Consider the following 26147-nt stretch of genomic DNA (forward strand, 5'->3'; position numbering starts at 1 on the left):
CGGCGCAGGGAAGTAGCCTTCCTCTCATGCTGATCGAGAAGGAACGGCACGACGGCATCCGGCGCGGCGCCATCACCGTCCTGTTCCGCCGCTGGCGGCAGCGGCAGGCGACCGCGGGCAACGTGTACCGCACGGCGCTGGGGCAGGTGGCGGTCGACGCGGTCGACGTCGTGACCCCCGAGCAGATCACGGACGCCGACGCGGCGGCGGCCGGCTACCCGTCCGCCGCCGCCGTGGTCGGCGACCTTCGCGGGCGCCCCGGCGACCCCGTGTACCGGCTCCGCATCCGGTTCGTCGACGAGCCGGATCCCCGTGACGAGCTCGCCGCCTCCGGCGAGCTCACCGCGGCGGACCTGGAGGACGTCGAGGCCAGGCTGGCCCTGCTGGACCGGGCGAGCAAGACCGGCCCGTGGACGGCGGCGACCCTGGAGATCATCAGCCGCCGGCCCGCCGTACGGGCCGCCGACCTGGCGGAAGAGCTGGGCCGCGATGCCGCCCAGTTCAAGCTGGACGTGCGGAAGCTCAAGAACCTCGGGCTCACCGTCAGCCTGGGCACCGGCTACCGGATCTCTCCGCGCGGCGCGGCCTACCTGGCGGACCGGCGGCGATAGGTCACGGGGGCGCCCACCCGAACAGGTCGGAGCTCTGCCCGCCGGCATCGCCTCCCCGGGTCATCGCCCTCAGCATCGCGTCGCGGATGACGGCCAGCAGCGGCGAGCGCACGTGCGCGACGCGGCCCAGCATCCGCGACTGGCGCACGACCTTGCGCACCCGCGGCCCTCGTTCCGCCGCGTAGCGACGCAGCGCCGCCTCCACCGCCGCGGTCGTCGCGACGCCCCCGGCCAGCACGCCGGCCAGCACGACGGCGTCCTCCAGGGCCATTCCGGCCCCCTGACCGAGGGTGTAGACCATGGGATGCGCGGCGTCGCCGGCGAGCACGACGCGGCCCCGGGCCCACGTGCGCGGCGGCGGGCGGTCGAAGACGTCGTGCGCCACGCACCCGGCCGGGTCCGCCGAGGTCGTCACCTTCCGCAGGTCCGGGTGCCAGCCGCCGACGCGCTCGTGCACCCGGGACAGGGCCTCGGCGACCGGCAGGGACGGCATGACGCCGCGCGGGGCGGTCATCGACGCGACCCAGTAGAGCTCGCCGCCGCCGATGGCGGCGGTGAACAGGACCAGGCCCCGCCCGTAGGCGATGAAGCCGTCCGGGTACGCGGCGGGCGCCGGCCCGATGCCTCTGACCGCGGTGAACCCCCGGTAGCGCGGTGGGCCGTCGCCCAGCAACTGGGCGCGGACGGCCGAGTGGATGCCGTCCGCGCCGACCAGGACGTCCCCGCTCAGGACGTCCTCGGTGCCGGTGACCAGGCCGACGCCCGAGTCACCGTGGAGGTAACGGGTGGCGGCGCGGCCCTCGACGAGTTCCGCCCCGGCCGCCTGAGCCTCGTCCCGGAGCAGCCGGTGCAGGTCGGCGCGCAGGACGGTGACCGAGGGCATGCCCCAGCGGTCCTCGTACCCGTCGAACGACACCCACCCGAGCACCCGCCCGCGATGGTCGAGGAACGCGCTGCGGTGCGGGGCCGAACCGCGGGCGCCCGCGGGGTGGCCCGCCTCCCGGACACGATGGGCGAGATCGGGTGCGATCGCGGCCAGCGCCTTGACGGCGTTGGGGGCCAGCACCAGCCCGCCGCCGGCCCGCTCGGGTTCGGCCGAACGCTCCAGGACGACCGCGTCCAGCCCGCGGTGGCGCAGCGCGATGCCCAGGGCCAGCCCGGCGATGCCGCCGCCCGCCACGAGGATCCGGCCTCGTCTCGTCGCGTCCATCCTCCGAGCATGCCCGACAGGAGGACGCGACTTTTCTCCCACATTGCGGCCCCTCGTACCGGGCGCGCGACGCCGACGCGTAGGAAGCAGCCGACCCTTGACGGGTAGGATCTTCCCTACCTACGATTGCCGCATGGAAATCACGCATCTTCAGAAACTCACCGTTCCCGTCACCGACCAGGACGCCGCCAAGGCCTTCTACGTCGACAAACTCGGCTTCGAGGTCCGCACCGAGCAGCCCATGCCGATGGGCGACAACCTGCGCTGGATCGAGGTGGCGCCCAAGGGCGGGCAGACCACGCTGGTGCTGTGCAACTGGATCCCGAACACGCCGCAGGTCCAGAACGCCATGCTCGAGACCAAGAACACCGACGAGGCCGTGGCCGCCCTCCGCGGGGCCGGTCTCTCCATCGACGACCCGACCCCGACGCCCTGGGGCAAGCAGGCGACGATCACCGACCCTGACGGCAACACGTTCATCATCACCGACGGCGGCGGCGCCTGACCCGACCGTCACCACCGCGCGGCCCGGCCCGCGTGGTGGCCCGCCCATCGTCTAGCGCCCGGTACGCGCCTCGCCCGAAGGGCGTACTGAGGTGGGAGAAACCATGACGCAACCACCCCGCGACGAAACGTGGTCACCATCCGATGCGGACGACCACGCGCCCGCAGGCACCGTCTCGACCCGGATGTGGATCACCCTGGTGCTGGTCTCTCTCGGAGCCATGATGGAGGCGCTGGACTCCACCGTGATGGCGATCGGGAACCCAATGATCGCCGTCGAACTCGGCACCCGGCTCACCCAGCTCCAATGGGTCAGCAACGGCTACATGTTCGCGGTGGTCGTCTTCCTGATCACGGCCGGGAAGATCGGTGACCGGTTCGGCCACCGCAACACCTTCCTCGTCGGCATGGTCGGCTTCGCCGCCAGCTCCGTCGCGGCCGGACTCGCCGGCTCCGTGGAAGTGCTCATCGCCGCCCGCGTCGCGCAGGGCCTGTTCGGCGCGGTGCTCGCGCCCAACTCCCTGGCGATCATCCGGAACCTGTTCCCGTACGATCGCATGAAGACCGCCATCGGGATCTGGGCCGGGTTCGGCGCGCTGGCCATGGCGGCGGGCCCCTTCGTCGGAGGCCTGGTGGTCGGTCAGTTCGGCTGGCGGGGGATCTTCTTCCTCAACGTGCCGATCTGCGTGGTCGTCGTGATCGCCGGCCTGCTGCTGATCGACAAGGGGCGCGAGCGGCGGCTCGTCGCACCGATCGACATCCCGGGCGTGATCCTGCTGTCGGGCGCGCTGCTGGCGCTGGTGTGGGGGATCGTCCGCATCCCCGTGGACGGCCTCGACCTGTTCACCGGGCTGCTCTTCGTGGCCTTCGCGCTGTTCGGCGGGCTGTTCCTGTGGCGGCAGCAGACCTCGGCGAACGCGGTGCTGCCGTTGCGCCTGTTCCACTCCACGTCGCTCTCGGCCGCCGTCGTGGTCATCGCGATGGCCGCCTTCGTCGCCTTCGGCAGCTACTTCTACTTCGGCCTCTACCTCGAACAGGTGCAGGGCCACGCGCCGTTGACCGCCGGATTGCTGCTGCTTCCGCAGACGGTCCTGTTCGGCGTCGGCGCCGCGGTCGGCGGCAAGCTGGGCAGCGACCGGGGCCCGCGCGTGCCAATGATGCTCGGCGCCGTCCTGGTCGCCCTCGGCTCGGTGGGGATCGCGCTGCTGCAGGCCGATTCCTCGTACGCGCTGCTCGGCCCGTCGCTGGGGCTGATGGGCGTCGGGATCGGCGCGATCGTGCCGGTGGCCGTCGGGGTGATCCTCGGCCACAGCCCCGCCAACCTCGCGGGGACGGCGTCGGGCATGCAGCAGACCGCCCTCATGCTGGGCGCGGTTCTCGGCACGGCCATCATCGGCACCGTCATCAGCCTGCGCGTCGCCGCCGACCTTCCCGGGCGCCTCACGGCGGCCGGGGTCCCGCAGGACGCCGCAGGCAAGGCGGTGGAGCAGACCTCGGTGGCGGCCCAGGGCGTTCTGCCGCAGGTCGGCGAGGTGACACCCGAGGTCGGCGCCCGGATCGAGATGGCGGTGGGGCAGAGCTTCACCAGCGGCCTGAACACCGCGCTGATCGTGGGCGCCGTCCTGATGGTGGTGGCCGCCGTGGTCGCGAGCCGCGTGCGGGCGCCCGAGCAGGACCCGGGCGGAGCCTGGGGCTGACTTCCGCAATCCAGTGAAAGGAAACCTGGCCATGGCGCTCTCAGGAGCGGAGATGCTGGTCCGCGTGGCGGCCTCTCTATCCGACAAGACCGGCAAGTCGCTTGAGGAGTGGGTCGCCTCGGTAGGCGAGTCCGGACTCGACCCGCTCGACCAGCGCGCCGTGCGGCAGTGGCTGAAGTCCGAGCACGGGCTGACCAAACCGCAGCAGGAGGCGGTCGCCACAGCCGCGGCCAAGGAAGCCGGCTGGTCCGAGCCCACCGCCGACGATCATCTCGCCGCGCAGTACGACGGATCCAGGCAGGCGCTGAAGCCGATCTACGAAGCGCTGGTGGAAGCGGCCACCGGGCTCGGCGGTGACGTGACCCTGGAGGTGCGCGCCGGCTTCGTCGCGGTGAACCGCAAGCGGCAGTTCGCCGCCATCCAGCCGGCCACCGCCAGCCGGATGGATCTCGGCCTGCGCTTCACCGACCCGCCGGCGGACCAGCGGCTCAAGCAGGCCACGGCGCCGGGCCAGTCCACCCACAAGCTCGGCCTGACCGCCGTCGAACAGGTCGACGACGAGGTCAGGGCGCTGTTGCGGCAGGCGTACGAGCAGAACGCCTGATTCCCGGCCCCGGCACGACGGGTCACCGCAGATAGTGCCGAGCCGGGTTGGCCCGCGGATACCTGCGCAGGTACGCGAAGAAGTCGGCGAGCGCGGCGTCGCCGCGGGTCAGCAACCCGGGCGTGTAGTGAATCGTCATCAGCACCGGCGCGTCCTCCGCCAGGAGGTTGAACATGAAGGCCTGCGCCTTCGTGAGGAACTCCTCGGCCTTCTCCGCTGGCTCGCCGGGCAGCACGTGGGTGCCCCAGCTGAAGAACGAGGCGGTCGTCCGCGCCCGGGGCGCCGCCATGCCGGTGATCCAGTAGAACCAGCGGCCGTCGAGCGTGCCCTGCTGCCAGAAGATGTTGCTGCCGTGGATCGACGCCCACACCCGGTACTCCTCGCCGCCCGGCATCAGCGCGTGGTAGCGGTAGCCCACGGAGAACTCGTCCCAGGTGACCGACTCGTTGGGGTCCTCGACGAACTTCCCCTCGTGCGGGAGCGCGAAGTGCTGCAGATCCATGGTCTGCGCCGCGACCACCCACGGATCCACCGCGAGCTGCTGGTCGAAGGCCATGGACCGGGTCGCGACGCGCGCCCCGGGCACGGGCGGGTCCGCACGGGGCAGCTCGAACAGCGGCGCGGACCCGTTGAACGCCCAGACGATGCCGTGGGCCTCGACGGTGGGGAAGCGGAACAACCGCGCCCGCGGATCGACCGGGGTGCCGCCGGCGGAGACGCACCGCCCGTCCATCCCGTACCGCCAGCCGTGGAAGGCGCAGCGGATGGCGTCGCTCTCAAGGCTGCCCACCGCGAGGTCGGCGCCGAGGTGGACGCAGTAGGAGCTGAACACCGCCACCTCACCGGAGGGCCAGCGCACGGCCACCACCCTGCCGCCCAGCAGGTCGGCGCCCACGATGCCCCCGGTCTCGGGCAGGGCGTCGCTCAGGCACACCGGGTGCCAGGTCTGGGTGAACAACCCGTCCTCGCCCTCGGAGGGGATCGGCTCGGAGCGGGGCCGGTGTCGTACGTCGTCCGTGATCGTCATGACGGGTTCCGACCTTCCTGGCGGGGGAGCTGAATCGCGTTCAGTCTCACCGCCGCCTGACGGCGGGGTCAATCGAGCCCGTCAGAACGACAATCTCGAAGAAACCCGGCATACGTCCATGTGTTTGCCTAAGGAGGTGTCATCCGACTGGGAGGAACCGTGCACGTCGATACGGACCAGCTCGCCGCGAACAAGGCCGTCGTGGGGAAGCTCGTCGACGCGTGGAACGTCCGCGACGTCTCGCAGATGATGCAGTACTGGTCGCCCGACATGGTGCACCACGGGCGGGACGGGGCCATGCCCGCCAGTGAGGTGGGCGGGGAGATGCAGCGCTTCATCGCCGCGTTCCCGGACATCCACATCCACGTCGAGGAGATGATCGCCGAGCGTGACCTCGTCAGCACCCGGCTCACGGTCTCGGCCACCCATTCCGGCCCCTATCTGAACATCGAACCCACCGGCCGGTCCGTCCGCTGCGCCCTGATGGGCCAGCTGCGCATCGTCGGCGGCAAGGTGGTCGAGCACTGGGGGGTCGCCGACACCGTCCATCTCCTGGAGCAGCTCGGGCTCATCGACGGCGAGCTGCTGGAGGCGACCGCATGACCTGGGAGGGCGTGTGAACGACGAACTGGCGACAGTCAAGGCCGAACGGGAAGAGGTCGTCCGGCGTTTCCGCGGGGCCGTCCTCTTCTCCAGGGATCTGTCGGCGATAGAGGAGGTGCTGGCCCCGGAGTTCGTGGACCACTTCGCGCCTCCGTGGGATCCGCCGGGCCGCGACGGCGTCGCGCACCGGTTCGGCCAGGCCGCCGACGCCCTGACCACGACCAAGGTGGAGGTCCTGGTCTCGGTGTGCGAGGGGGAGTTCCTGTCCCAGGCCATCGAGCTGCATTTCGCGCACACCGGCGAGTTCATGGGCATCCCGGCCACGGGCCGGTCCTTCGCGATCGGCGGATCGAACACGTTCCGCTTCGACGGCAGGCAGATCGTGGAGCACTGGGGGGTCTTCGACGTCGCCAAGATCCCGGATCTGCTGCGGGAGACGCACGGCGCCCAGGGCGGCTGGGCGTCGATGTGGCCGGAGCCCTCCAGGCCGGCCTGAACGACGGCCGGGCGGCGTGGACAACCCCGACCCCGTCAGCGGATGCTACTGGGAGCTGGAGGTAAGCGTGCGGATCCGCGGAAGCAGCGCAACGGACAAGCCCGGCATGTCAGACGATCATCGGCTCCGGGCCGTCGAACAGGTCCTCAGCAAGATCCGGCGTGACCTGTCACGCACCCACTCGCTCGACGACCTGGCGCAGACCGCGTGCTTCAGCCCGTTCCACTTCCTGCGCGTGTTCCGCGGCATCACCGCCACCACCCCCGCGCGGTTCCTGGCGGCGCTGCGGATCGCCGAGGCGAAACGGCTGCTCGCCGTCACGAACCTGGACATCACCACGATCTGCATGCAGGTGGGGTACACGAGCCTCGGCACGTTCTCCCACCAGTTCGCGCGGCACGTCGGGGTGTCCCCGCGCAAGTTCCGGCGGCTGATCAGCGAGATGGCCGACCAGTCCTGGGAAGCGGTGCTCGACGCCGCGGCGCCCCCGCCACCGGAGCCGGAGCCGGCCCGGACGCTCCGGGTGCGGCTCAACAACCTGCGGCCGGGCGACTTCGCGCTGATCGGGCTCTTCGAGTCCGGCATCCCCCAGGGCTGGCCGGCGGCCTGCGCCATGGCGCGGGGCACCAGCGAGGCCGATCTGGCGGTCGGACCCGACGGCTCCTACATGGCCCTGGCGATGAGCTTCCCGCCGGACGTCGACGTCGAGGACCTGATGACCAGCGACGTGCCCGGCCTCTGCCTGGTCGGCTCGTACGGGCACATACAGGTCAGAGGCGGGCACGTCACCCAGAGCAGCATCGTCATCGACCTGCGCCCGCGCCGGCCGAGCGATCCCCCCATCGTCTTCGTCTCCCCGCTGCTGGCGGCGCAGGAAAGCCTGCTGGACTCGACGGTCGGCACCTGACGGCCGTTGCGCAGGCTCGAAGAAGTACCGGCGACCGGCCTGACCTAGCGTTTGGGCCACCGCGTTATTCCCCCAGCGGAGGTGACCGTGACCAGTCTCGACGCCCCGGTGCCCCGGCCGACGAGCCCGCACCTTCCCCACGAAGGCGACGACGGACTCTACACACAGAGCTGGTACCCCATCTGCATGGCCGAGGATCTGACGCCGGGCGCGGTCGTCGGCGCGGAGTTCCTGGGCGGGCGCGTGGTGGCGTTCCGCGACCGGTCAGGGCGGCCGTCGGTGCTGTCCGCGTACTGCATGCACCTCGGGGCCGACCTCAGCGTGGGGACGGCCGCCGACGGGCTGCTGAGGTGCCGCTTCCACGGCTGGACCTACGACGAGCAGGGGGTGTGCCGCCGGACCGGCAGCGGCGACGCGGTGCCCGAGGGCGCGCGGCTGTTCAGGTTCCCCACCGAGGAGAGGTTCGGCGTCGTGTGGGCCTTCAACGGCACCGACCCGATCTTCCGGATCCCCGGGCTGCCCTGCCCCGAGGAGGAGATCAGGGCCCGGCGCGGACGCTTCGGGCACCTGGCCATGGAGCCCTGGATGGTCTCGGCCCACACCCTCGACCTGCAGCACCTGTCCCTGCCGCACGGCTTCGACCTGAAGGTGCCGCCCGCCGACACCGTGCGGCGCACCGAGCACAGCCACGGCTACGACCTCGTGGGCTCGCTGCCCGACGGCACCGCGTACGACGTCCGGATCGACATCCACGGCCCCAACCTGTTCCTGCAGACAGGGTTGCTCAACGGGCGCTGGTACTTCTGGATGACCTCGCCCAGCCTGCCCGCTCCCGGCCGGACGGACTCGTTCTTCGTGTACGGGATCCGCAAGGACGGGTCGGAGACTGAGGAAGCCGCGGAAGAAGCGCTGCAGCGGGTGTTCAAGGCGCAGATGCAGTTCTACTCCGATGACTCCGACATCTTCGACACCATCCACTTCCAGCCCGGCCTGCTCACCGCCCGTGACAAGACCCTGGCGATGTTCCTGGACTACATGCGCACCTATCCCCGTGCCAATCCGGCACGCGAGTTCCTCAACTGACCGCCGCGCGCTCCCGAACGGAGTAAAGGTGTCCGATGCCATGCCCGACATCCAGGCCGACGACGCGTTCGGCACCATGCTGGCCCTGACCGACACGGTCGCGCCCTGGGCCGTCCGCGTGGCGGCGACGCTGCGCCTGGCCGACCTGGTCGCGCCCGGCGGCGCCCCTGCTGACGCGATACTCAAAGGACTCGAGGCCGCGGGCGAGAGGGTGGATCAGGAAGCGGTGCGCCGCCTGCTGCGCTACCTCGCGTCCCTGGGTGTCTTCGAGTACGACGCGGCTTCCGAGCTGTACCGCCCGACGCGGCTGTCGGAGCTGATGACGGAGGACAGCCCCGTCAGCATGCGCGACTGGTGGCGCATGGACAGCGCGATGTGCCGGCTCGACCAGACGCCCACCCTCATGATGGAGGCGATCAGGACCGGCGAGCCGGTGTACGAGCGGATCTTCGGCAGGGACGTCTGGGCGGACCTCGCCCAGCACCCGCCGCTGGCGGCGTCGTTCGAGCAGGCGATGGCCCACAAGACCCGCATATCCCTGGACAGCGTCATCGCGGCCGTCGACTGGCGGACCCGCGGAGACGTGGTGGACGTGGGCGGCGGCCATGGGCTGCTGCTGCAGGCCATCCTGAAGATCTCCCCGCAAGCCCGCGGAACGGTGTTCGACACGCCGGCGGGCGTCGCCACGGCACGGGCCCACCTGGCCGGCTCGCCGGTCGCCGGCCGCATCGCCTTCGCCGAGGGGGACTTCTTCGGCCCGTGGCCCGCAGGCGCCGACACCTATGTCCTGATGAACGTGCTGCACAACTGGCCCGACGACCAGGTGGTGCGGGTGCTGCGGCGCGGCGCCGAAGCCCTCGGGCCCACCGGCCGCCTCCTGGTCGTCGAGACGGTCGTCGGCGGCGCGGGCGACCAGCGGAGCCTGGCCCGGCTGGACATGATGATGCTGCTGTTCTGCGGAGGAAAGGAACGCAGCCGCCCGCAGTACGACGAGCTCGCCGCGCGGGCCGGGCTGACCATCACCGGCTCGCACCCGACCTCCTTCGGCCTGGCCATCCTGGAACTGGCCCCGGCCGGGACGACGCCCGCCGGGAGCGCGTGATGGACGAGCGCACCGTGCACCGATTCCCGTTCGGCCCCACCACCGGGCTGGAGCTGGACGGGAAGTACCGCAAGCTGCAGGAATCCGAGCGCGTCGCCCGCGTCCGCATGCCCTTCGGCGGGGACGCGTGGCTGGTCACCGGGTACGAGGACACCAAGTTCGTGCTCTCCGACCCGAGGTTCAGCCGTGCGGTCACCCTGACGATGGACCTGCCCCGGCTGCAGCCGCACATCGTCCAGAACCCCGGCATGATCATGAGCATGGACCCGCCCGACCACACGCGGGTCCGCCAGGTGGCCGCCCGCGCGTTCACCCCCCGCAGGGTGGAGAAGCTGCGGCCGTGGATCGACGAGCAGGTCGACGGCCTGCTCGACCGGATGACCGGGCAGGGGCCGCCCGCGGACCTCGTGCGGGATCTCGCGCTGCCGCTGCCCGTTTCGGTGATCTGCGAGATCCTGGGCGTTCCGTTCGCCGACCGGGAGAAGTTCCGCGACTGGTCGGACATCGTCATGTCGGTCACGGCGTTCACCCCGGACGAGATCCAGGCGGCGTTCCTGAGCCTCACCGAATACCTGCGGTGGCTGGTCGGGCAGCGCCGCGTCGCGCCGGCGGCCGACCTGTTCAGCGTCATGGTACGGGCGCGGGACGTCGAGGCGGTGATGAGCGAGGAGGAGCTGATCACGTTCGGCGTCACCCTGCTCGTGGTCGGTCACGAGACGACCGTCAACGAGATCGCCGACATGATGTTCGTCATGCTCCGCGACGGCCTCTACGCCGAGCTGGCGCGGGGCGATGGTCCGCCGCTGCCCCGCCTCGTCGAGGAGCTGCTGCGCTTCGTCCCGCTGGAGAGCCCCGGCGGATTCGCCCGCGTCGCCACCGAGGACGTCGTCGTCGGCGGAACCCTCATCGCCAAGGGCGAGGCCGTGTACACCCAGCTGTCGTCGGCCAACCGCGACCCGGAGGTCTTCACCGAGCCGGACGAGATCGACGCCGAGGCCGAGCGGGAGCCGCACCTGACGTTCGGGTTCGGCCCGCACCGGTGCATGGGCGCGGCGCTGGCGAAGATGGAGATCGAGGCGGCCGTCGGCGGTCTGCTGCGCAGGGTCCCGGGCCTGCGGCTCGCCGTCGAGCCCGAGGAGATCGTCTGGAAAGCCGACCGGCTGGTGCGAGGGCCCGAGGCGCTCCCGGTGACGTGGTGAGCGGTCCGGCGGGAGGATTCGCCTGGCCCGGCGCGCCCGTCGTGTCCTCGCTCCCGCCGGCCGCATTGACAGGTAGGATAGCGCCTACTGATAATGTAGGCGGGTCGGCGCATACCGGGCCGCCGGCGACAGTGCGATCAAGGGTTGCTCATCATGCCGCGGAGCGGGAAGACGACGACGCCAGACGGCGTCCCCACCCTGCTCGACGACGTGTTCCCGGCGCTGGCCAACCCGGTCAGGCGCCGCATACTCCAGCTCCTGCTCGCCGGGCCGCATTCGGTCAACAACCTCGCGGCGCACTTCGACATGGCCCGCCCGAGTGTGTCGGAGCACCTGAAGGTGCTGCGCGACGCCGGCCTGGTGACCGAGCGGAGAGTGGGCAGGGAACGCCACTACTCGCTGTGCCGGGCGCCTCTGGAGGAGATCTCCAACTGGCTGCACCCGTACGAGGTCTACTGGCAGGACCGGCTGAGGCTCCTGCGCGACACGGTGGTGGAGGAGGAGGCCGATCAGCGGGGGCGGTAGGGGAGCCCTTCGCCGGTCGCGTCCTGCCCGGCCGTGTCGCCGGCGAGGACCGTCTCCAACCGGCTGAACAACCACGAGCGCCAGCCGCCGCCCATGATCCGGCGCGCTCGCTGCTGCAGCTCGTCGTCCGGGTCGAAGCCCTCGTGGTCGAAGAACAGGCGGGTGCCGTGGCCCTCGGCGACCAGCCGCCAGGTCGCCGTGCACCGCGCTCCGCTCGGGCCGTGGTCGTCCCAGCTGATGCGCAGCATCCGCTCGGGCTCGATGGCCAGCACCTGGCAGTGGATCACACCGTCGAACTTCGTCGTCGGCACGGCCTGCGTCACGATGGTGAACCGGTGGCCGACGACCGGCTGGAAATCCTCCGGCCCCAGCCATTTCGTCACCAGCCGGGGCTCCACGAACGCCCGCCACACGCGGTCGGGAGGGTAGGGCACGAACTCGTCCAGCCTGATCGCGCGGGGGTCGTCCGTCATGTGTGTCAGCTCTCGATCAGCGACTGAAGAACCAGAGCGAGTCTATCGCCGCAGATAAGAAGGCGCACTTGCGAAGGAGACACCGATGAAGATCGGAATAGGGTTGCCGGGTGACGAACCGGACCTCCTGCTCGACTGGGCCCGGCAGGCGGACGCGGGACCGTTCAGCACGCTGGGACTGCTCGACCGCTTCATCTGGCGCAACCCCGAGCCGCTGGTGATGCTGGCGGCCATCGCCGCCGTCACCCGCCGGATCCGCGTCCAGACCGAAGTGCTGATCGGCCCGCTGCGTGACACCGCCCTGCTGGCCAAGCAGGTGGCCACCCTCGATCGGCTCGCACAGGGCCGGTTCACGCTGGGAATGGGGGTCGGCAGCCGGACCGATGACTTCGCCGCGGCCGGAATGCCGCTCAAGGGGCGAGGACGACGGCTCGACGACCAGCTGTCCGAGATGCGCCAGTTGTGGGCCGGCGAGCGCACGGCGGGCGGGCTCGGGCCGGTGGGGCCCGCGCCGCTGACCCCCGGCGGCCCGGAGATCCTGTTCGGCGCGTTCGCGCCGGCCGCGCTGGCCCGGGTGGCCCGGTTCGGCCACGGGCTGCTGTGCGCCGCTCCTCCGCCGTGGGCCGGCGACCTCTTCCGCGCCGTGGACAAGGAGTGGTCGCAGGCCGGCCGGGCCGGGCGCCCGCGCAACGTCGGCCAGCTCAACGTGGCCTTCGGCTCGGCGGAGACCGTGGCCACGGCCAAGGCGGCGATCAGCGAGTGCTACGCGATCGTGGGGGCCTCCCACTGGATGGTCGAGGGCATGCTCACCACCGAGGACCAGATCCGCACGGCGCTGCGCGGCTTCGAGGAACTCGGGGCGGACGAGGTCATCCTCTACTGCTGGTCGCCCGAGGCCGGCCAGGTCGCCCGGCTGGCCGGTCTCGTCGACCGCTACGGCGCGGCCCTCACCTGACACCCACGGCGGTGGACGGTGGTGGACATGGCCGGATATCCGTGTTTCGTACGTGCCAAGGGGTAGCGCGGCAGACCCGGCGGCGACCGTTCGGAATGGGGAACGACGGTGATCACTTCGATGGTGCGACTCGACGACGTGCCGGTAGGCGAACGGTTCGACTACTGGTGGCAGGCCGTGGCCAGGTCGGTGGTCTCGGTCAGCGCCGCCAGCGATCGGGCAGCCGACTTCTGGGCCGAGATGACGACGATCGACCTCCGCTCGGTGCAGATGTCCCGGGTCAGGTGCGCCGGTTTCGAGGCGCACCGGAGCATGAGCAGGATCCGGAGTTCGGATCCCGAGGCGTACCAGATCTCCCTCACCTTGCGCGGCACTTCGGGGATGTGGCAGGAGGGCCGTGAGACGCTCCTGACGCCGACCGACCTGATGCTCTCCGACACCTCCCTGCCCTTCAAGGCGTGGACGAGGAGCGATCCGCGCGACAGCGCGACGGGGCGGCACGGGGCCGGCTCGGACGGCCTCATCCTGCAGGTCCCGCACGCCGCCCTGCCGTTCCCGGAGCCGGAGATCCGGCGGCTGCTGGCCGCCAGGATCGCGGGCCGGCAGGGCGTCGCCGCGCTGCTCGGTGACCTGCTTCGCGGCGTCGTGATCCGGTCCGGCGAGCTGTCGGCCGCCGACGTGGGCCGGCTGTCCACCGTCATCGTGGACTTCGTCATCGCCGTGCTCGCCCACGAGCTGGAGGTCGACCCCACCCCGTCCCTGACCGACCCCGGCGGGACGCTCGTCCTGGAGATCCGGGCGTTCATCGAGCAGCGGCTGGGACAGGCCGACCTGTCGCCCGCCGTCATCGCCGCCGCCCACCACATCTCCCTGCGCCAGCTGTACCGGATGTTCCAGCAGGAGGGGCAGACCGTCGGCGGCTGGATCCGGCAGCGGCGGCTGGAACGCTGCCGCCGCGCCCTGGCCGACCCCCGGCTGGAGGGCGTACCGATCAACGCCATCGCCGCCCGGTGGGGTTTCCCGAACGACTCGCACTTCAGCCGGACCTTCCGCGCGGCGTTCGGCGTCACCCCGGCCGCCTACCGGTGGCAGGCCCGGGCGGACGGCTCGGCCGACAGCCGCTGACAGGCGTTCAGCCGGCCGCGCGGCGGACCACCACGCCGAGCAACCGGTCGCCGGGGACGTAACCGCAGTGGCGGGAGTCGTAGGAGTCGGCGGTGTTGTCGCCGCAGACGACCAGGCGGTCCGCGGGGACGGTCGTCTCGGGGACGTGGGCGAGGGCGTCGAAGCCGCTCCTGGGCACCGGGTCGCCGGGGGCGGCGGTCACGCGTTTGATGCTCCAGGGTTCCCTGACCGCGAGCTGCCAGTCCGGGGGATAGCTGAGCCTGACCACCACCACCTGGCCGGCCCGCACCGAGCCGACCGGGGCGCGGCGGACCCAGACCCGGTCGCCCGATCGATAGGCGGGTTCCATGCTCGCGCCGGAGACGGAGACCATGACGTAGCGGCGGCGCAGCCACAGGACGGCTCCCGCGCACACGGCCAGGGCCACGACGATGACGGTCACTGCGGAAATCCCTCCGGCTGGCGCGTCGCGGTGTCGGAGTAGCCCTGGGCCTGGAGCCGGAACATCCGCGCGTACGTCCCGCCGGCCGCGAGGAGCTCTCCGTGGGTGCCCTGCTCCTTCACGGTGCCGCTGTCGAGCATGACGATGCGGTCGGCGTCGCGGATGGCCCCGAGCCGGTGGGAGATGAGCAGGCTGGTGCGGCCCGACCTGATCGTCCTGAGCCGGGTGTGGATGTCGTGCTCGGCCTCCGCGTCGAGGCCCGCGCTCGGCTCGTCGAGGATCATGAGGTCGCGCGACCGGCGGAGGAAGGCCCTGGCCAGGGCCACGCGCTGCCACTGGCCGCCGGACAGCACGACCCCCGTCCGCGTGTCGTCGTCGCCTGAGTCGCCGAAGAACATCCGCGTCAGCAGAGTGTCGTAGCCGAGGGGCAGCTCGCGGAGGGTCTCGTGCACGCCCGCCGTGCGGGCCGCCGTCTCGACGCGGCCGCGGTCGCCGAGCGCGGATAGGTCGCCGAGTGCGACGTTGTCGGCGGCGCTGAAGTCGTAGGCCATGAAGTCCTGGAACACCGCGCCGATGCGGGCGCGCAGCGCGGCGGGGTCCATGTCCCTGATGTCGACGCCGTCCCACAGGATGGCGCCCTTCGTGGGGTCGTAGAAGCGGCAGAGCAGCTTCACGATCGTGCTCTTGCCCGAGCCGTTGTGGCCGACGAGCGCGAGCGTCGTCCCCGCGGGGAGGAACAGGTCCACGCCGCGCAGCACCCACGGATGCCCGTCGCTGTAGCGGAACCACACGTCGCGCAGCTCGATGCCGTGGCGCAGCTCCGGGCTGCCGAGGGGTTCGGCCGGGGCGGGCAGGTCGGGCCCGTCGTCCACCACCGCCGCGTAGTGGCCGAACATCATGAGCTGCTGGTGGCCGCCGGCGATCGCGTCCACCACGGAATCCAGCGCGCCCTGCACGCCCATCACGGCGGCCACGAACATGGACACGTCGCCCACGGTGAGCCGCCCCTGGACCGCCTCGAACACGGTCCAGGCCAGCCCGGCGCCGGAAACCGCCGCCGACAGCGTCGCGAGCGCCGCCTGCACCAGCTGCTCGCGCCGGTCGAGTCGGCGGCGGGCGTCGTTGGCGGCCACGCGGTCGGCGAGCATCCGCCCGCGCAGGAAACCGCCGAGCCCGAACAGCCGGACCTCCCTGGCCGCGTTCGCGCTGGTCAGGAGGTCGGCGTAGAAGAACTCGCGGCGCTCGGTCGGGCCGATCGACAGCAGCACCGCCGCCCTGAGCCGCGAGAGCCGCACGGACATCATCAGCGCGGGCACCGCGGCCGCCAGCACGATGACGGTGACCAGCGTGTTCATCACCAGGAGCGACCCGACGAACCCGGCGAGGGTGAGCACGCCGCGGACGAAGCCGAGCACGCAGTCGACCAGCCGCCCGGGGGAGCTCGCGCTCTGCGTGGCGAGCCGCAACCGGTCCAGGAAGGCGGGGTCCTCCAGCCGGCTCACGCCCACGGCCCGGTCGAGCGCGGTGAACAGTTCGTCCTGGGCCGCGAGCCCCACCTTGCGGTCGATCTCGCCCCGCAGGTACTGCGTCGCGTACGGCACGGCCGCGTTCGCCAGGCCGGCCGCCGCGAGACCGGCCACCAGCCCGGCGACCGCCGCGACGGATCCGGCCGTCACGACCGTGTCGAGCGTCAGCTTGGTCAGCCAGGCGATCGCCACGGGGAACGCGGCCGTCAGCACGGTGACGGCCAGGTAGCAGGCCATGGCGGAGGGAGCCGACCGGCAGGCGAGGCCGATCGCCCGGACCAGCCCGGCCGCCAGCGGGCGGCGGTCGGGCGTCGTCATCTCTCGGCGGGCGCCGCGAGCCTGGTGACCTCACGCTCGACCGCGAGGACCGTCCCCTCGCTGTCGACCAGGCAGAACGCGGGGTACTCGGTGACGGAGAAGGCCCTGGCGACCCCGCCGGCGTAGTTCTCGTCCACGACGACCGTCGCCACCTGCCGCAGCTCGGCGGTCATCTTCGCCGTCTCGGCCCGCTCCCCGGGCGCCACGACCGCGAGGATCAGCCGCCGGCCCCCGATGCGCTCGCGGGCATGGGCGAGGAAACCCGGCAGCTTCTCCACGCAGGGCGCGCAGCCGGAGCTGAAGAACGCCACCAGCGTCTCACCCGACAGGGAACTCCTGCCGATCTCCTCCCCGTCGAGGGTGGTCGCCGTGAACTCCCCGACGGTGGCCCCCACCTCCGGCAGCCCGCCGGGGAACGCCCCCGCCGGTCCGGCCCGCAGCAGGCCTTCGAGATGGGCGGTGTGCTCCTTCAGGCGGCGGACGACTCCGAGCGTCAGGACGAGATCCAGTGCGCACACCGCCCCGACCAGGACGATGGCGGCCCACATCACAGCCATTGCGTGCTCCCTTCGAGCGTCCCGGCGGCTACGACAGCCTCGGGCCGAACAGTTCGCCGATCTCCTCAAGACGTACGACGACCAGGGCGGCCGCGAGCGCCGCGCCCGCGGTGACCGCCAGCCCCGCGGTCCCGGCCGCGCCGAGCGGGCCGGGGTCGAACGTCAGCCCCGCGGCCACCGCGCCGAGGAGCAGCGCGTTGCGCACGAGATGCCACCCGCTCAGCGGCGCCGACCCGCCGAAGCACCGGCAGGCGGTGGCCACGCCCCGGCGCAGCGCCAGCGCGATGGCCAGGCCGAAGGCGGTGACCAGGACGCCCGCGAGAGCCAGAGCCGCGGTGGGCGCCGGGATCATCAGCACCACCACGGCGGCCTCGGCCGCCACGACGAGGGGGGCGACGAGCCTGGCGGCGGCGGCCGGGGCGCTCCCCGACGGAAGGAGGGCGCCCAGCAGTTTCCGCGTCGACTCCGCGAACTCCCGCCGGTTCCCCTTGAGCTTGCTCACGAAGGAGACGGCGAAGACGAGGGCGACGAGCCAGTGACATCCGAAAGCGAGGTACTCCACGCGTACTCCCAGCGCGAATCCGGCCGGACGGTGATTCCGGGACCGCCGTGCCCGTGGCGGGGCACGGCGGCCGCGTGCCTTCCGCCGGTCAGCAGTAACCGCCGGTCAGTCTGCAGCCCGTGCACGCCGAGCCGCTGAAACAGTGTTCGATGTACGTTCCGCGCAGGGCGGGCAGCCCGCCGTCCTTCATGCAGCATGTGCGGACGCACTGGCAGGGACCCGACGCGAGGGCCGTCATCCTGGGGACGAGCCGCTCCAGCAGCCTGTCGCCGAGCCTCATGATCGCTTGTGTCACCGGTGTTCACCTCCCTCCGGATCGCGTGCCGCCGATGCGGTCGCGTGTCGTACGGACAGGTGCGGGGGATCGGGCGCCGGGGTCCGCGGCGCCGCTAGCAGGTGCCGGAGGTCTGCGTGCAGCTTGTGCACGCCGAGCCGCTGAAACAGTGCTCGATGTAGGTTCCCTTCCTGCGGGTCCCGTCGCTGTAGACGATGCAGCACGTGCGCACGCACTGGCAGGGACCTGACGCGAGGACCGTCATCCTGGGAACGAGCCGTTCCAGCAGTCTGTCGCCGAACCTCATGATCGTTTCGGTCATGGATGTTCACCTCCCTTCGGATCTCGTGTGTGCCGACGCGATAGCGTGCCTGTGTACGAAGAAGCAGAGGGGATGAGGGCACCCGATTCGTTCCCCCGTTCGATAGCTCCGGGTCGAGCATGGCACGGGCGCGCAGCCGCCGGTTTTCCGTGCGTGCCACGCCTGTTGCCCGTCCGTGCCAAGATTCCCGGCTCACGGCCTCCTGGCGGTGAACCTCGCCGTCGCGCCGTCGCCGCGCACGCGTCGCAGCCCGGCCTTCTCCAGGACGCGGACGGAGGCCGCGTTCGCGAGCTCCACGTCGGCGAACACCTCGTCCACGCCCGGAGCGGTGAGCCCGAAGGCGGTCATCGCCCGGGTGGCCTCCGTGGCGTATCCGCGCCCACGCCGGGACTCCACGATCCCGTACCCGATCTCGATGACACCGTCGTCGGGCGGCCAGAACAGCCCGATCGCGCCGACCGCGAGACCGCTCTCCCGCTCGACGATCTGGCGCTGGCCGTACACGTTCATGGCCTCGGGGCGCTCGGCGACGAAGCCGGAGATGCGCCGGTCGGCGGCGGAGGGGAAGTCCGGCGCCCAGTGCGCGAGCCGGTGGCCGCCGAGGACGGCGGCGACGTCGCCGGGAGGCCACGGACGCAGCACGAGCCGCTCGGTGGTCACATCGGCGCCGGTCAGGGAGAAGGAAGGGGACACGCGGCACTCCTGATCGTTCGTACGCCTCGGAGGGCGAGGGCGGACTCATCGGAGGAGCGATCGAAACGGGTCCGTCCCCATGGAACCACGATCCGGGCCCCGCGTGCGCCGGAGAGCCGTTGCCCTTCCGATCGTCCGCCGATCCTCGGCCGTGATCCGCCCGCGGCAAGATCACCGATCATGAAGAAGACCACGATCACCGCACTGGTGGCCTGCGGCTGCCTGCTGGCGGCGGGCGCGCCCGCTCAGGCCGCCCCCAAGGACCCCGTACGCGCGCTCAAGAGCAAGCTCGCCTCCGGCCACGGCGTGCGGTTCACCGAGACGACCACGCTCTACGGCGGCGGCAAGAAGAAGATCCAGAGCCGCAAGGGGACCTTCCAGTTCGACGCCAGGGGCGTGGCGGCCTCCGACATCACCGCGACCTCCCCGACCCGCCCCCGCGAGCGTACGATCAGCGTCGGCAAGGTCAGCTACACCTCGGGCGGCATGTGGGAAGGCCGCTTCCCGGAGGGCAAGACCTGGCTCAAGGGCAACGCCATCCTCGGCGGCGGCAGCGGCTTCTACGGGCAGGTCATCAACCCGGCCGAGCCGAAGACCCTCGCGGCGCTGGTCAAGAAAGGCAGACTGCGCGGGAGCAGCCTCACCGGGAAGATCACCTTCAAGGAGCTGGAGAAGGTGTCACGCTGGTTCGACGCGTCGATCCCGCTGCGCATGCACAACGACACGAAGGTCTCCTACACGCTCACGCTGACCTCGGCCGGGCTCGTGAGCAGGGTGAAGTCGTCGTACGCGGCCACGGGCGTGTTCGACACCAACCAGCACGAAGGCAAGACGATCGTGATCGACAGCCGCTTCACCGGGTGGGGCGCCAAGGTGTCCATCAAGGCGCCCGATCCCGGGAAGGTGACCACCGACATCGGAGACTGACCGCCACCGTGCGCCGGGCCTCAGCTCGCCGCCTGCTTCACCAGTGCGCTGATCCGCGCCTCGACCTCGGGCGTCACCTCGGTCAGGGCGAACGCGACCGGCCACATGGGGCCGTCGTCCAGGTTCGCCCGGTCGCTGAACCCGAGCGTCGCGTAGCGGGTCTTGAACTTCCCCGAGGGCTGGAAGTGGCAGACGATCTTGCCGTCCAGCGCGTAGGCGGGCATGCCGTACCAGAGCCTCGGCGCCAGGGCCGGAGCGCCGGTCATGACGGCGGCGTGCACGCGCTCGGCCATGATCCGGTCCTGGTCCGGCATCTCGGCGATCTTGGCGAGCACGTCTCGCGCCGCTTCCGCCGCCTTGTCCGCGTGCGTGCCGCGCCGTGCCGCCTTCTTCCGCTCGGTGGCGTGCTCCTTCATCGCGGCCCGCTCCTCGGCCGTGAATCCCTCGTACGTGCTGCTCATGACAGGACCTCTCTTTCGAATCTTTCGAAGATGTGCGGAACGGCTCAGACGGACGCGGGCTCCCAGACGAACCCGTCCGGGTCGGTGAAGGGCCCGGCGTCGCCGCCGATCACGAGCCGGTGCGACCCGGCGCCCTCCTGGGCGACTCCGGTGTCCTTGGCCAGCGCGCGGCGCGGGTAGAGCGCCAGCGTGACGGCCGACGACGGGGTGTCGAACTCGACGTACTTGCCGCCGAAGCTCTTGGCCACGGCCAGGCCGCGCTCGACGTAGAACCGCTTGCTCGCCTTGACGTCCGCCACTCCCAGCAGGAGGGCGACCTGCTCGATGCGCCGGGCGGCGGGGCCGGTGTCCTTCTTCTTCGAGGTCGCGATCTTGCAGATCGTCCCGTCCGGGGCGCGTACGACGCCGCCGTAGCCCCAGAACCCCTTCGCGGCCGGCTTGAGCGTCGTGGCGCCGGCGTCGAGCGCGGCGCCGATGAGGGCGTCGACGTCACCCGGCTGGGCCGCCACGAGTGACAGCGCGAAGCCGCGGAAGCCGGTCGCCGGCGCGTCGGAGGCACGGACGTGCACGTACGGGTCCAGGCCGAAGGCCCGGTAGAAGGCGTCCGCGGCGGCGGGGTCGGGGACTTCCAGGGTGACGGATGCGAAGGAGGTCATGGCGGTTCCTTTGGGAGAGTCGGGGTCGTGGTCGATCAGGGGGCTCATCGGTCCTGGATCAGTCCGAGGACGTTGCCGTCGGGGTCGGTGACGGTGGCCACCAGGCGGCCGGCGCCGACCTCGTGCGCGGCCTCCCGCACGGTGGCCCCCGCGGCCGTCATCTCGGCCACCTTCGCCTCGATGTCGGGCATGTGCCAGTACGCCACCGGCGAGGTCATGCCCTGCGGCCCGCCGCCGGGCACCAGCCCGATGTGCTGGCCCCCGGCCTCGAAGCCGACGTAGTAGGACGAGTCGGTCTGCGGCTCGACACCGAGCAGGGCCGCGTACACGGCCTTGGCCTTGGCCAGGTCGGTCACCGGGTGCAGCACGGTCTTGATGGAGATGGTCATGGTCGCTCCTCGTGGTTCGTCGCTGGGTAAAGCCTGCCGCCCGGCCCGTCCGGTCCACATCCGTGCTCACCACGGAATCCGGCCACGGATCGACGGCACGGACCACGTACGGAGCGGATGCGCCAAACTGGGACAGTGGCGACAGAAGTGGATATCTCGGCTCGGGAAGCCGAGGTGCTGAACCTGGTCGGGGCCCATCTCAGCAACGCCGAGATCGCGGCACGGCTGTGCATCTCGGTGCGCACGGTGGAGAGTCACGTCTCCTCGCTGCTGCGCAAGCTGGAGGTGCCGGACCGCCGGGCGCTGGCTCGGCGCGCGCCCGAGCCGGCCGGCGCCGCCCCGTCGCCGGCGCCGGTCCTGCCGGCCCCGCTGACCTCGTTCGTCGGACGGGCGAGCGAGCGGGCCGAGCTGGCCGAGCTGATCAAGGCGAACCGCCAGGTGACCGCGGTCGGTCCAGGCGGAGTCGGCAAGACCCGGCTGTCGCTGGCCGTGGCCGCGCGGGCGGCCGGCGAGTACGCCGACGGCGTGTGGTTCGCCGACCTCGTCCCGGTCACCGATCCCGGCCTGGTCGCAACCGCCGTCGCCGGGGCCGTCGGCCTCGGCGAGGAGCCCGGCCGCGACCTGACCGAGTCGGTGGCCGCCGCGCTGGCCGACCGCCACGCGCTGCTGGTGCTGGACAACTGCGAGCACGTGCTGGACGGGGTGGCGCTGTTCACCGAGCGGCTGCTGGCGGCGTGCCCGCGCGTGACGGTGCTGGCGACCAGCCGGGCACGGCTCATGGTGCCGTTCGAACGCGTGTACACGGTTCCGCCGCTGTCGCTGTCCGCCGACGGAGGGTCCGACGCGGTCGCGCTGTTCATGGAGCGGGCCGCGGCGGCGGGCCGGCCGCTGGATCCCGCGCTGCGCGACCAGGTCGCCTCCGTCTGCGAGCGGCTGGACGGGATGGCGCTGGCGATCGAGCTGGCCGCCGCCCGGTGTTCCACGCTCGGGCTGGACGGCATCGCCGCCGCCCTGTCCCACCCGCTGCGGATGCTGACGGGCGGCTCCCGCGCCGACGAGCGGCATCGTTCGGTGCGGGGGGCGCTGGACTGGAGCCACGCGCTGCTGGAGCCGGCCGACCGGGCGCTGCTGCGCCGGGTGTCGGTGTTCGTCGCGCCGTTCACCGCCGCCGCGGCGGCGGAGGTGGCCGGGGACGAAGAGGGCGATGAGGCGGGCATCGTCGCCGAAGGGCTGGCCCGGCTGGCCGAACAGAGCCTGCTCGTGGTGACGGCCGCCCCGGGCGGGACCGGGTACCGGGCGCTGGAGACCATCCGCCAGTACGGGATGGAACGGCTGTCCGAGGCCGATGAGCTGGCCGTCACCCGATCCCGCCACGTCCGCTGGTGCCTGGAGCGGGCCGACGGGCTGGCGGTGGCGCGGGAGGGCTGGCGGGCCGGGTTCGACGCGGTGGCGGACGACCTGCGCGCGGCCCTGACGTGGGCGGCCGACCGGCCGGAACGGCGCGCGGAGGCGTACCGCCTCGCCCGATCCCTGGCGGAGCTGACCTTCACCCGCAACCTGATCGGCGAGTCCCAGGAGCGCTACGAGCAGGCCGCGGCGCTCGCCGACGACGCCGCCGCGCCGATGCTCCGGCAGGCCGCCGCCGTGGCCGGGTGCAGGATGCGCGGCGACGACATGTACCGCCTGCAGCGCGCCGCCGCGGACGCCGCCCGCCGGTCAGGCGACCTCGCCGGCGCCGCCTGTGACCTGGCGACCGCCGCCGCCAACGCCTGCCGGTTCTCCGGCAAGTTCGTACGGGAACTGCCACCGGAGGAGACGGACGCGCTCATCACCCGGGCACGGGAGCTGGCCGGCGGCGACGCGGCCGCCGAGGCCGCCGTGGCGCTGGCCGAGGCCGGGCGGGCGCTCACCGAGGTCGGTGCGGAGGAGGGCCTGGACGACGCGGTCCAGGCGACGATCGCCCGCGCGGAACGAGCGGTCGAGCTCGCCCGCCGCACGGGCGACCCGCTCGCCGAGTCCGCCGCGCTCGACACGCTCACCTGCGCCCGGAGCTGGGCCGGTGACACGTTCGCCGCCGCGGGCACGGCCCGGCGGCGGATCACGCTGCTCTCGTCCGCGCCGGAGACCCCGGCCGGCACCCACGAGCTGATCGAGGCGCTGGGGGAGGCGGCCGAGGCCGGCATCGGCACCGGCGACCTGCCGGGTGCCCGCCGGTGGGCGCGGCGGCTCGCGGAGCATCCGTTGCTGGCGGAGGTCGGCCACCGCGCCACGGGCTGGCTCCTGGTGGCCGACGCGCTGGCGGGCGACGTCGAGGACGTGCTCAGCGGCGGCGTGCGGTTCCTCGACGCGTGGCAGCGGGCCGGCCGGCCCGCCAGGTCGGTCCTCGGCCCGCCGGCGGCCGCGGTGGCGATGACGCACGCCCTGCGCGGCGACCTGGACGCCTCGCGCGAGTGGAGCGCGGTGCTGGGCCGGCTCGACGACTCCCCGGGGAACACCCGCGGCTACGGGGCGGTCTTCGACGCGCTGCCGCTCCTCCACCGCGGGCAGGCGGCGGAGGCGCTGGAGCGGCTGGCGCCCGAGCCGGGCGAGGTGTGGCAGTGGGTCACCTGGATCTGGCTCCACTGGTACGTGGCGCTGCGCGCCGAAGCCGCCGTGCTGGCCGGGAGCCCCGACGCCCGCGACCGCGTGGCCGGGGCGCGGGCCGTCGTGGCCGGCAACCCGGTCGCCGGCGCCATCGTGGAGCGAGCCGGAGCCCTGCTCGACGGCGACCGGGAGGCGCTGCCCGCCCTGGCGGCCGCCTTCGACGCCGCCGGCTGCCGCTACCAGTCCGCGCGAACCCTGGTGCTCGCCGGCGGCGCCCACGCCTCACGCGGCGCCGCCACGCTACGCGACCTCGGACTCGCCCCGATGGCCCCAGCTCCGGCGCCGCCCGAGGGCTAGAACCGGACGGGGGCCTCCGCGTCGATCGCGGATGGTCTGTATTCGCGCAGAAGCAGCAGGGCGGCACGGGCCGCGTTCTGCTGCGGTGCCGTGTCCTGGCGTCGCATTTCCGCGGCCGCGTACGACCTGACCAGGCGGTGCAGCTCATAGCGGTGGGGGCCGGTCTGCTCGGCGAGGTGGTTCGCCACCAGGTGGTCGAGGTGGGCCCGTACCCGGTCGACCGGCATCCCGACGAGTGCGGCGACCGGGCGCGGGTCGAGCACCGGGCCCGGATGGAGACCGCCGGTGAGGCGCAGGACGCGCTTCGTCGTCGTGTCGAGCCGCTCGTAGGAGGAGGACAGCATGGCGTGCACCGCGTCGTCACCGGAGGCGACGGCGTCCGGATCGGCGTCGATGTCCCGTACGAGGTCCGTGAGCGGCAGCTCGGGCTGACGCGCGAGTCTCTCGCCGATGACGCGCAGGGCCAGGGGCAGGCCGTCGGACAGGGCCGCGAGGCGGCGCGCCTGGTCCGTCTCCCGCCAGGCCGGGTCCTTGGCGAGCAGGGCCGCGAGCAGGGCGGCCGACTCGTCGTCTGACAGGGGGCGCAGGACGACCCGTGTGGCGGCGCCGCTCGCGACGAGCCCTCGTAGCTGGTTGCGGCTGGTGACGACGACCACCGGCCCGCGGCCCGGCAGGAGAGGCCGCACCTGCCGGGTGTCGAGAGCGTTGTCGAGCAGGATGAGCAGGCGGCGGCCGGTGGTGCGCGTCCGGAAGAGGGCGGACGCCGCCGTCTCGTCGGCCGGTATGTCGCCGGGGGCGACGCCGAGGCCGCGGAGCAGGGCGCGCAGCGCGTCGGCGGGTTCGAGCGCCGGCCGCGCGTCGAAGCCTCGGAGATCGAGATACAGCTGCCCGTCCGGGAAGTCCCCGGCCACGGAGGTGCACCACCGTATCGCCATGGCCGTCTTGCCGACGCCGCCACGACCGACGACGACGGCGGTCCTGGCCGCGGAACCCTCCTCGGCCAGGGCGTCGTCCAGGAGCCGGAGTTCCCTGGCGCGGCCCACGAAGTGCCTGACGTCAGGAGGGAGCTCCCGTGGCGGCGTCACCCCCGGGAAGGTGACGTCGTCGCCGGACAGGATCGCCTCGTGCAGCTCGCGCAGTTCGCGGCCCGGCTCGATCCCCAGCTCGTCACGTAACGTACGGAACACCGAGCTGTAGACGTCCAGCGCTTCCGCCCTGCGCCCGCACCCGCGCAGCGCCGTCATCAGCTGGGCCCAGTGGCGCTCACGCAGCGGATGCTCCCGGGTGAGAGCCCGCAGCTCCGCGATCAGCTCACCTGGCGGACCTGCCCGGAGTTCCAGGTCGACGCGCCGCTCGACGGCGTGCTGATACTGCTCGGTGAGGATGGGCACATCCAGGTGGTGCAGCACGTCCGACTCCACGTTCTCGCACGCCGGGCCGCGCCAGAGGCTCACCGCCCGGCGCAGGAGCGCCACCTCGTCCTCCGGGCGGCCGGCCTTAGCCGCGAGACGCAGCAGCCGCCGGAACTCGAGCAGGTCCAGCCGCTCGTGGTCGAGCTCCATGACGTAGCCGCCGTCCCGCGTCTGGACCAGGCCGCCGTCGCCCAGCCATCGACGCAGGCGGACGACGTACGTCTGCACCACGCGGCGCGGGTCACGCGGGAGGCCGTCACCCCAGAGGCGCCTGGCCAGCTGGTCCACGGAGACGCACTGGTCGGCGTGCAGGAGCAGCGTGGCGAGCAGGACCCGGTTCTTCTGACCCGGCACGGACGTCCGGATGCCCTCCTCGGTCGTGACCGACAGAGACCCCAAGATCGAGAAACGCGACGCCACCATGACGATCACCTTCGTGCGAGTGCCGGAGAACAGCCGCGGCACACGCTAGAGCGGACGGCGAGCCCGCTCGAACCTTTCGAACAGGGACTAATAGTCGCCCATGAGGCGTCACCCCCGGAAAAGC

At 72.2% G+C, this 26147-nt stretch carries 29 protein-coding genes; 15 read left to right on the forward strand and 14 right to left on the reverse strand.

Going from position 1 to position 26147, the window contains the following annotated elements:
* Positions 1-26 precede the first annotated feature (26 nt).
* Positions 27-611 carry a hypothetical protein gene (locus ACZ6YG_RS21215; RefSeq protein WP_466018968.1) on the forward strand — a complete coding sequence of 195 codons (585 nt, stop codon included), beginning with the start codon at positions 27-29 and terminating at the stop codon, positions 609-611.
* Between the two features lies 1 nt (position 612).
* On the opposite strand, the gene ACZ6YG_RS21220 is transcribed toward ACZ6YG_RS21215, so the two are convergent.
* Positions 613-1821: an FAD-dependent monooxygenase gene (locus tag ACZ6YG_RS21220; protein WP_466018969.1), complete on the reverse strand. Its 1209-nt coding sequence runs from the start codon at positions 1819-1821 to the stop codon at positions 613-615.
* A gap of 133 nt (positions 1822-1954) precedes the next feature.
* Between ACZ6YG_RS21220 and ACZ6YG_RS21225 the strand changes: the two genes are divergently transcribed.
* The 3 genes from ACZ6YG_RS21225 (at position 1955) to ACZ6YG_RS21235 (ending at position 4626) form a co-directional block, all read left to right on the forward strand.
* A complete protein-coding gene (locus tag ACZ6YG_RS21225) occupies positions 1955-2326 on the forward strand; it encodes a VOC family protein (RefSeq protein ID WP_187281106.1) in 372 nt (123 codons plus the stop codon).
* A 103-nt stretch (positions 2327-2429) separates the two neighbouring features.
* Entirely contained in the window at positions 2430-4022 is a 1593-nt protein-coding gene (locus ACZ6YG_RS21230) for an MFS transporter (protein ID WP_466018970.1), read from the forward strand.
* A gap of 31 nt (positions 4023-4053) precedes the next feature.
* A complete protein-coding gene (locus tag ACZ6YG_RS21235; protein ID WP_222708904.1) occupies positions 4054-4626 on the forward strand; it encodes a DUF5655 domain-containing protein in 573 nt (190 codons plus the stop codon).
* 22 nt (positions 4627-4648) lie between these two features.
* Here ACZ6YG_RS21235 and ACZ6YG_RS21240 read toward each other — a convergent pair whose 3' ends face one another.
* Entirely contained in the window at positions 4649-5653 is a 1005-nt protein-coding gene (locus ACZ6YG_RS21240) for an aromatic ring-hydroxylating oxygenase subunit alpha (protein WP_466018971.1), read from the reverse strand.
* A 159-nt stretch (positions 5654-5812) separates the two neighbouring features.
* On the opposite strand from ACZ6YG_RS21240, the gene ACZ6YG_RS21245 reads away from it, so the two are divergent.
* The 7 genes from ACZ6YG_RS21245 (at position 5813) to ACZ6YG_RS21275 (ending at position 11568) form a co-directional block, all read left to right on the forward strand.
* Positions 5813-6256 carry an ester cyclase gene (locus ACZ6YG_RS21245; RefSeq protein ID WP_219548063.1) on the forward strand — a complete coding sequence of 148 codons (444 nt, stop codon included), beginning with the start codon at positions 5813-5815 and terminating at the stop codon, positions 6254-6256.
* Between the two features lie 13 nt (positions 6257-6269).
* Positions 6270-6752, forward strand: a complete 483-nt coding sequence (locus ACZ6YG_RS21250; protein ID WP_187281108.1) for an ester cyclase — start codon at positions 6270-6272, stop codon at positions 6750-6752.
* Between the two features lie 106 nt (positions 6753-6858).
* Positions 6859-7659 (forward strand): helix-turn-helix domain-containing protein, encoded by an 801-nt coding sequence (locus tag ACZ6YG_RS21255; RefSeq protein ID WP_148031015.1) that lies wholly within the window; start codon positions 6859-6861, stop codon positions 7657-7659.
* Positions 7660-7746: 87 nt separating this feature from the next.
* Positions 7747-8742: an aromatic ring-hydroxylating oxygenase subunit alpha gene (locus tag ACZ6YG_RS21260; protein WP_466018972.1), complete on the forward strand. Its 996-nt coding sequence runs from the start codon at positions 7747-7749 to the stop codon at positions 8740-8742.
* A 40-nt stretch (positions 8743-8782) separates the two neighbouring features.
* Positions 8783-9844, forward strand: coding sequence for a methyltransferase (locus tag ACZ6YG_RS21265; RefSeq protein ID WP_364236722.1), 1062 nt, complete (start codon positions 8783-8785; stop codon positions 9842-9844).
* Positions 9844-11043 (forward strand): cytochrome P450, encoded by a 1200-nt coding sequence (locus tag ACZ6YG_RS21270; protein ID WP_466018973.1) that lies wholly within the window; start codon positions 9844-9846, stop codon positions 11041-11043. Before ACZ6YG_RS21265 ends, ACZ6YG_RS21270 begins: the two co-directional genes overlap by 1 nt.
* Positions 11044-11196: 153 nt before the next feature.
* Positions 11197-11568: an ArsR/SmtB family transcription factor gene (locus ACZ6YG_RS21275; RefSeq protein ID WP_148031019.1), complete on the forward strand. Its 372-nt coding sequence runs from the start codon at positions 11197-11199 to the stop codon at positions 11566-11568.
* Here the strand turns inward: ACZ6YG_RS21275 and ACZ6YG_RS21280 are convergent.
* Positions 11553-12041 carry an SRPBCC family protein gene (locus tag ACZ6YG_RS21280; protein ID WP_219548055.1) on the reverse strand — a complete coding sequence of 163 codons (489 nt, stop codon included), beginning with the start codon at positions 12039-12041 and terminating at the stop codon, positions 11553-11555. The two genes, ACZ6YG_RS21275 and ACZ6YG_RS21280, sit on opposite strands and share 16 nt — an antisense overlap.
* 85 nt (positions 12042-12126) lie before the next feature.
* Here ACZ6YG_RS21280 and ACZ6YG_RS21285 point away from each other — a divergent pair, with 85 nt between their 5' ends.
* Together ACZ6YG_RS21285 and ACZ6YG_RS21290 are read left to right on the forward strand one after the other, a co-directional pair.
* On the forward strand, positions 12127-12996 hold the full coding sequence (locus ACZ6YG_RS21285) for an LLM class flavin-dependent oxidoreductase (RefSeq protein ID WP_219548053.1): 870 nt from the start codon (positions 12127-12129) through the stop codon (positions 12994-12996).
* A gap of 108 nt (positions 12997-13104) precedes the next feature.
* A complete protein-coding gene (locus ACZ6YG_RS21290; protein ID WP_466018974.1) occupies positions 13105-14121 on the forward strand; it encodes a helix-turn-helix domain-containing protein in 1017 nt (338 codons plus the stop codon).
* 7 nt (positions 14122-14128) lie between these two features.
* Here ACZ6YG_RS21290 and ACZ6YG_RS21295 read toward each other — a convergent pair whose 3' ends face one another.
* The 7 genes from ACZ6YG_RS21295 to ACZ6YG_RS21325 form a co-directional block, all read right to left on the reverse strand.
* Positions 14129-14563, reverse strand: coding sequence for a S26 family signal peptidase (locus tag ACZ6YG_RS21295; RefSeq protein ID WP_222708905.1), 435 nt, complete (start codon positions 14561-14563; stop codon positions 14129-14131).
* On the reverse strand, positions 14560-16407 hold the full coding sequence (locus tag ACZ6YG_RS21300; protein ID WP_466018975.1) for an ABC transporter ATP-binding protein: 1848 nt from the start codon (positions 16405-16407) through the stop codon (positions 14560-14562). Before ACZ6YG_RS21300 ends, ACZ6YG_RS21295 begins: the two co-directional genes overlap by 4 nt.
* Positions 16404-16964, reverse strand: a complete 561-nt coding sequence (locus tag ACZ6YG_RS21305; protein WP_148031024.1) for a TlpA disulfide reductase family protein — start codon at positions 16962-16964, stop codon at positions 16404-16406. Before ACZ6YG_RS21305 ends, ACZ6YG_RS21300 begins: the two co-directional genes overlap by 4 nt.
* Positions 16965-16992: 28 nt before the next feature.
* On the reverse strand, positions 16993-17526 hold the full coding sequence (locus ACZ6YG_RS21310; RefSeq protein ID WP_466018976.1) for a MauE/DoxX family redox-associated membrane protein: 534 nt from the start codon (positions 17524-17526) through the stop codon (positions 16993-16995).
* Between the two features lie 88 nt (positions 17527-17614).
* Positions 17615-17821 carry a hypothetical protein gene (locus ACZ6YG_RS21315; RefSeq protein WP_466018977.1) on the reverse strand — a complete coding sequence of 69 codons (207 nt, stop codon included), beginning with the start codon at positions 17819-17821 and terminating at the stop codon, positions 17615-17617.
* Between the two features lie 94 nt (positions 17822-17915).
* Positions 17916-18122, reverse strand: a complete 207-nt coding sequence (locus ACZ6YG_RS21320; protein ID WP_148031027.1) for a hypothetical protein — start codon at positions 18120-18122, stop codon at positions 17916-17918.
* A 192-nt stretch (positions 18123-18314) separates the two neighbouring features.
* The gene (locus tag ACZ6YG_RS21325) at positions 18315-18815 is read right to left on the reverse strand and encodes a GNAT family N-acetyltransferase (RefSeq protein WP_466018978.1); all 501 of its coding nucleotides are present in this window, start codon (positions 18813-18815) and stop codon (positions 18315-18317) included.
* 180 nt (positions 18816-18995) lie between these two features.
* On the opposite strand from ACZ6YG_RS21325, the gene ACZ6YG_RS21330 reads away from it, so the two are divergent.
* On the forward strand, positions 18996-19742 hold the full coding sequence (locus ACZ6YG_RS21330) for a hypothetical protein (protein ID WP_466018979.1): 747 nt from the start codon (positions 18996-18998) through the stop codon (positions 19740-19742).
* A 20-nt stretch (positions 19743-19762) separates the two neighbouring features.
* Here the strand turns inward: ACZ6YG_RS21330 and ACZ6YG_RS21335 are convergent, their stop codons facing one another.
* The 3 genes from ACZ6YG_RS21335 to ACZ6YG_RS21345 are packed head-to-tail and all read right to left on the reverse strand — an operon-like array spanning position 19763 to position 21248.
* Positions 19763-20203 carry an iron chaperone gene (locus ACZ6YG_RS21335; RefSeq protein ID WP_466018980.1) on the reverse strand — a complete coding sequence of 147 codons (441 nt, stop codon included), beginning with the start codon at positions 20201-20203 and terminating at the stop codon, positions 19763-19765.
* Between the two features lie 44 nt (positions 20204-20247).
* On the reverse strand, positions 20248-20859 hold the full coding sequence (locus ACZ6YG_RS21340; RefSeq protein WP_148031030.1) for a VOC family protein: 612 nt from the start codon (positions 20857-20859) through the stop codon (positions 20248-20250).
* Between the two features lie 44 nt (positions 20860-20903).
* Complete coding sequence (locus ACZ6YG_RS21345) at positions 20904-21248, reverse strand: VOC family protein (protein ID WP_466018981.1); 345 nt, start codon at positions 21246-21248, stop codon at positions 20904-20906.
* A 135-nt stretch (positions 21249-21383) separates the two neighbouring features.
* Here ACZ6YG_RS21345 and ACZ6YG_RS21350 point away from each other — a divergent pair, with 135 nt between their 5' ends.
* A complete protein-coding gene (locus ACZ6YG_RS21350) occupies positions 21384-24188 on the forward strand; it encodes an ATP-binding protein (RefSeq protein ID WP_466018982.1) in 2805 nt (934 codons plus the stop codon).
* On the opposite strand, the gene ACZ6YG_RS21355 is transcribed toward ACZ6YG_RS21350, so the two are convergent.
* Positions 24185-26023, reverse strand: coding sequence for an AfsR/SARP family transcriptional regulator (locus ACZ6YG_RS21355; protein ID WP_466018983.1), 1839 nt, complete (start codon positions 26021-26023; stop codon positions 24185-24187). The two genes, ACZ6YG_RS21350 and ACZ6YG_RS21355, sit on opposite strands and share 4 nt — an antisense overlap.
* Positions 26024-26147 lie beyond the last annotated feature (124 nt).

The sequence above is a fragment of the Nonomuraea sp. NPDC054003 genome, assembly GCF_055585125.1.

What these genes read in the sequence shown, in the direction of transcription:
- ACZ6YG_RS21215 (WP_466018968.1), top strand. Translation starts at nt 27, where the DNA reads ATGCTGATCGAGAAGGAACGGCACGACGGCATCCGGCGCGGCGCCATC.
- ACZ6YG_RS21220 (WP_466018969.1), bottom strand. Translation starts at nt 1,821, where the DNA reads ATGGACGCGACGAGACGAGGCCGGATCCTCGTGGCGGGCGGCGGCATC.
- ACZ6YG_RS21225 (WP_187281106.1), top strand. Translation starts at nt 1,955, where the DNA reads ATGGAAATCACGCATCTTCAGAAACTCACCGTTCCCGTCACCGACCAG.
- ACZ6YG_RS21230 (WP_466018970.1), top strand. Translation starts at nt 2,430, where the DNA reads ATGACGCAACCACCCCGCGACGAAACGTGGTCACCATCCGATGCGGAC.
- ACZ6YG_RS21235 (WP_222708904.1), top strand. Translation starts at nt 4,054, where the DNA reads ATGGCGCTCTCAGGAGCGGAGATGCTGGTCCGCGTGGCGGCCTCTCTA.
- ACZ6YG_RS21240 (WP_466018971.1), bottom strand. Translation starts at nt 5,653, where the DNA reads ATGACGATCACGGACGACGTACGACACCGGCCCCGCTCCGAGCCGATC.
- ACZ6YG_RS21255 (WP_148031015.1), top strand. Translation starts at nt 6,859, where the DNA reads ATGTCAGACGATCATCGGCTCCGGGCCGTCGAACAGGTCCTCAGCAAG.
- ACZ6YG_RS21265 (WP_364236722.1), top strand. Translation starts at nt 8,783, where the DNA reads ATGCCCGACATCCAGGCCGACGACGCGTTCGGCACCATGCTGGCCCTG.
- ACZ6YG_RS21270 (WP_466018973.1), top strand. Translation starts at nt 9,844, where the DNA reads ATGGACGAGCGCACCGTGCACCGATTCCCGTTCGGCCCCACCACCGGG.
- ACZ6YG_RS21275 (WP_148031019.1), top strand. Translation starts at nt 11,197, where the DNA reads ATGCCGCGGAGCGGGAAGACGACGACGCCAGACGGCGTCCCCACCCTG.
- ACZ6YG_RS21280 (WP_219548055.1), bottom strand. Translation starts at nt 12,041, where the DNA reads ATGACGGACGACCCCCGCGCGATCAGGCTGGACGAGTTCGTGCCCTAC.
- ACZ6YG_RS21285 (WP_219548053.1), top strand. Translation starts at nt 12,127, where the DNA reads ATGAAGATCGGAATAGGGTTGCCGGGTGACGAACCGGACCTCCTGCTC.
- ACZ6YG_RS21300 (WP_466018975.1), bottom strand. Translation starts at nt 16,407, where the DNA reads ATGACGACGCCCGACCGCCGCCCGCTGGCGGCCGGGCTGGTCCGGGCG.
- ACZ6YG_RS21305 (WP_148031024.1), bottom strand. Translation starts at nt 16,964, where the DNA reads ATGGCTGTGATGTGGGCCGCCATCGTCCTGGTCGGGGCGGTGTGCGCA.
- ACZ6YG_RS21320 (WP_148031027.1), bottom strand. Translation starts at nt 18,122, where the DNA reads ATGACCGAAACGATCATGAGGTTCGGCGACAGACTGCTGGAACGGCTC.
- ACZ6YG_RS21330 (WP_466018979.1), top strand. Translation starts at nt 18,996, where the DNA reads ATGAAGAAGACCACGATCACCGCACTGGTGGCCTGCGGCTGCCTGCTG.
- ACZ6YG_RS21335 (WP_466018980.1), bottom strand. Translation starts at nt 20,203, where the DNA reads ATGAGCAGCACGTACGAGGGATTCACGGCCGAGGAGCGGGCCGCGATG.
- ACZ6YG_RS21340 (WP_148031030.1), bottom strand. Translation starts at nt 20,859, where the DNA reads ATGACCTCCTTCGCATCCGTCACCCTGGAAGTCCCCGACCCCGCCGCC.
- ACZ6YG_RS21345 (WP_466018981.1), bottom strand. Translation starts at nt 21,248, where the DNA reads ATGACCATCTCCATCAAGACCGTGCTGCACCCGGTGACCGACCTGGCC.
- ACZ6YG_RS21355 (WP_466018983.1), bottom strand. Translation starts at nt 26,023, where the DNA reads ATGGTGGCGTCGCGTTTCTCGATCTTGGGGTCTCTGTCGGTCACGACC.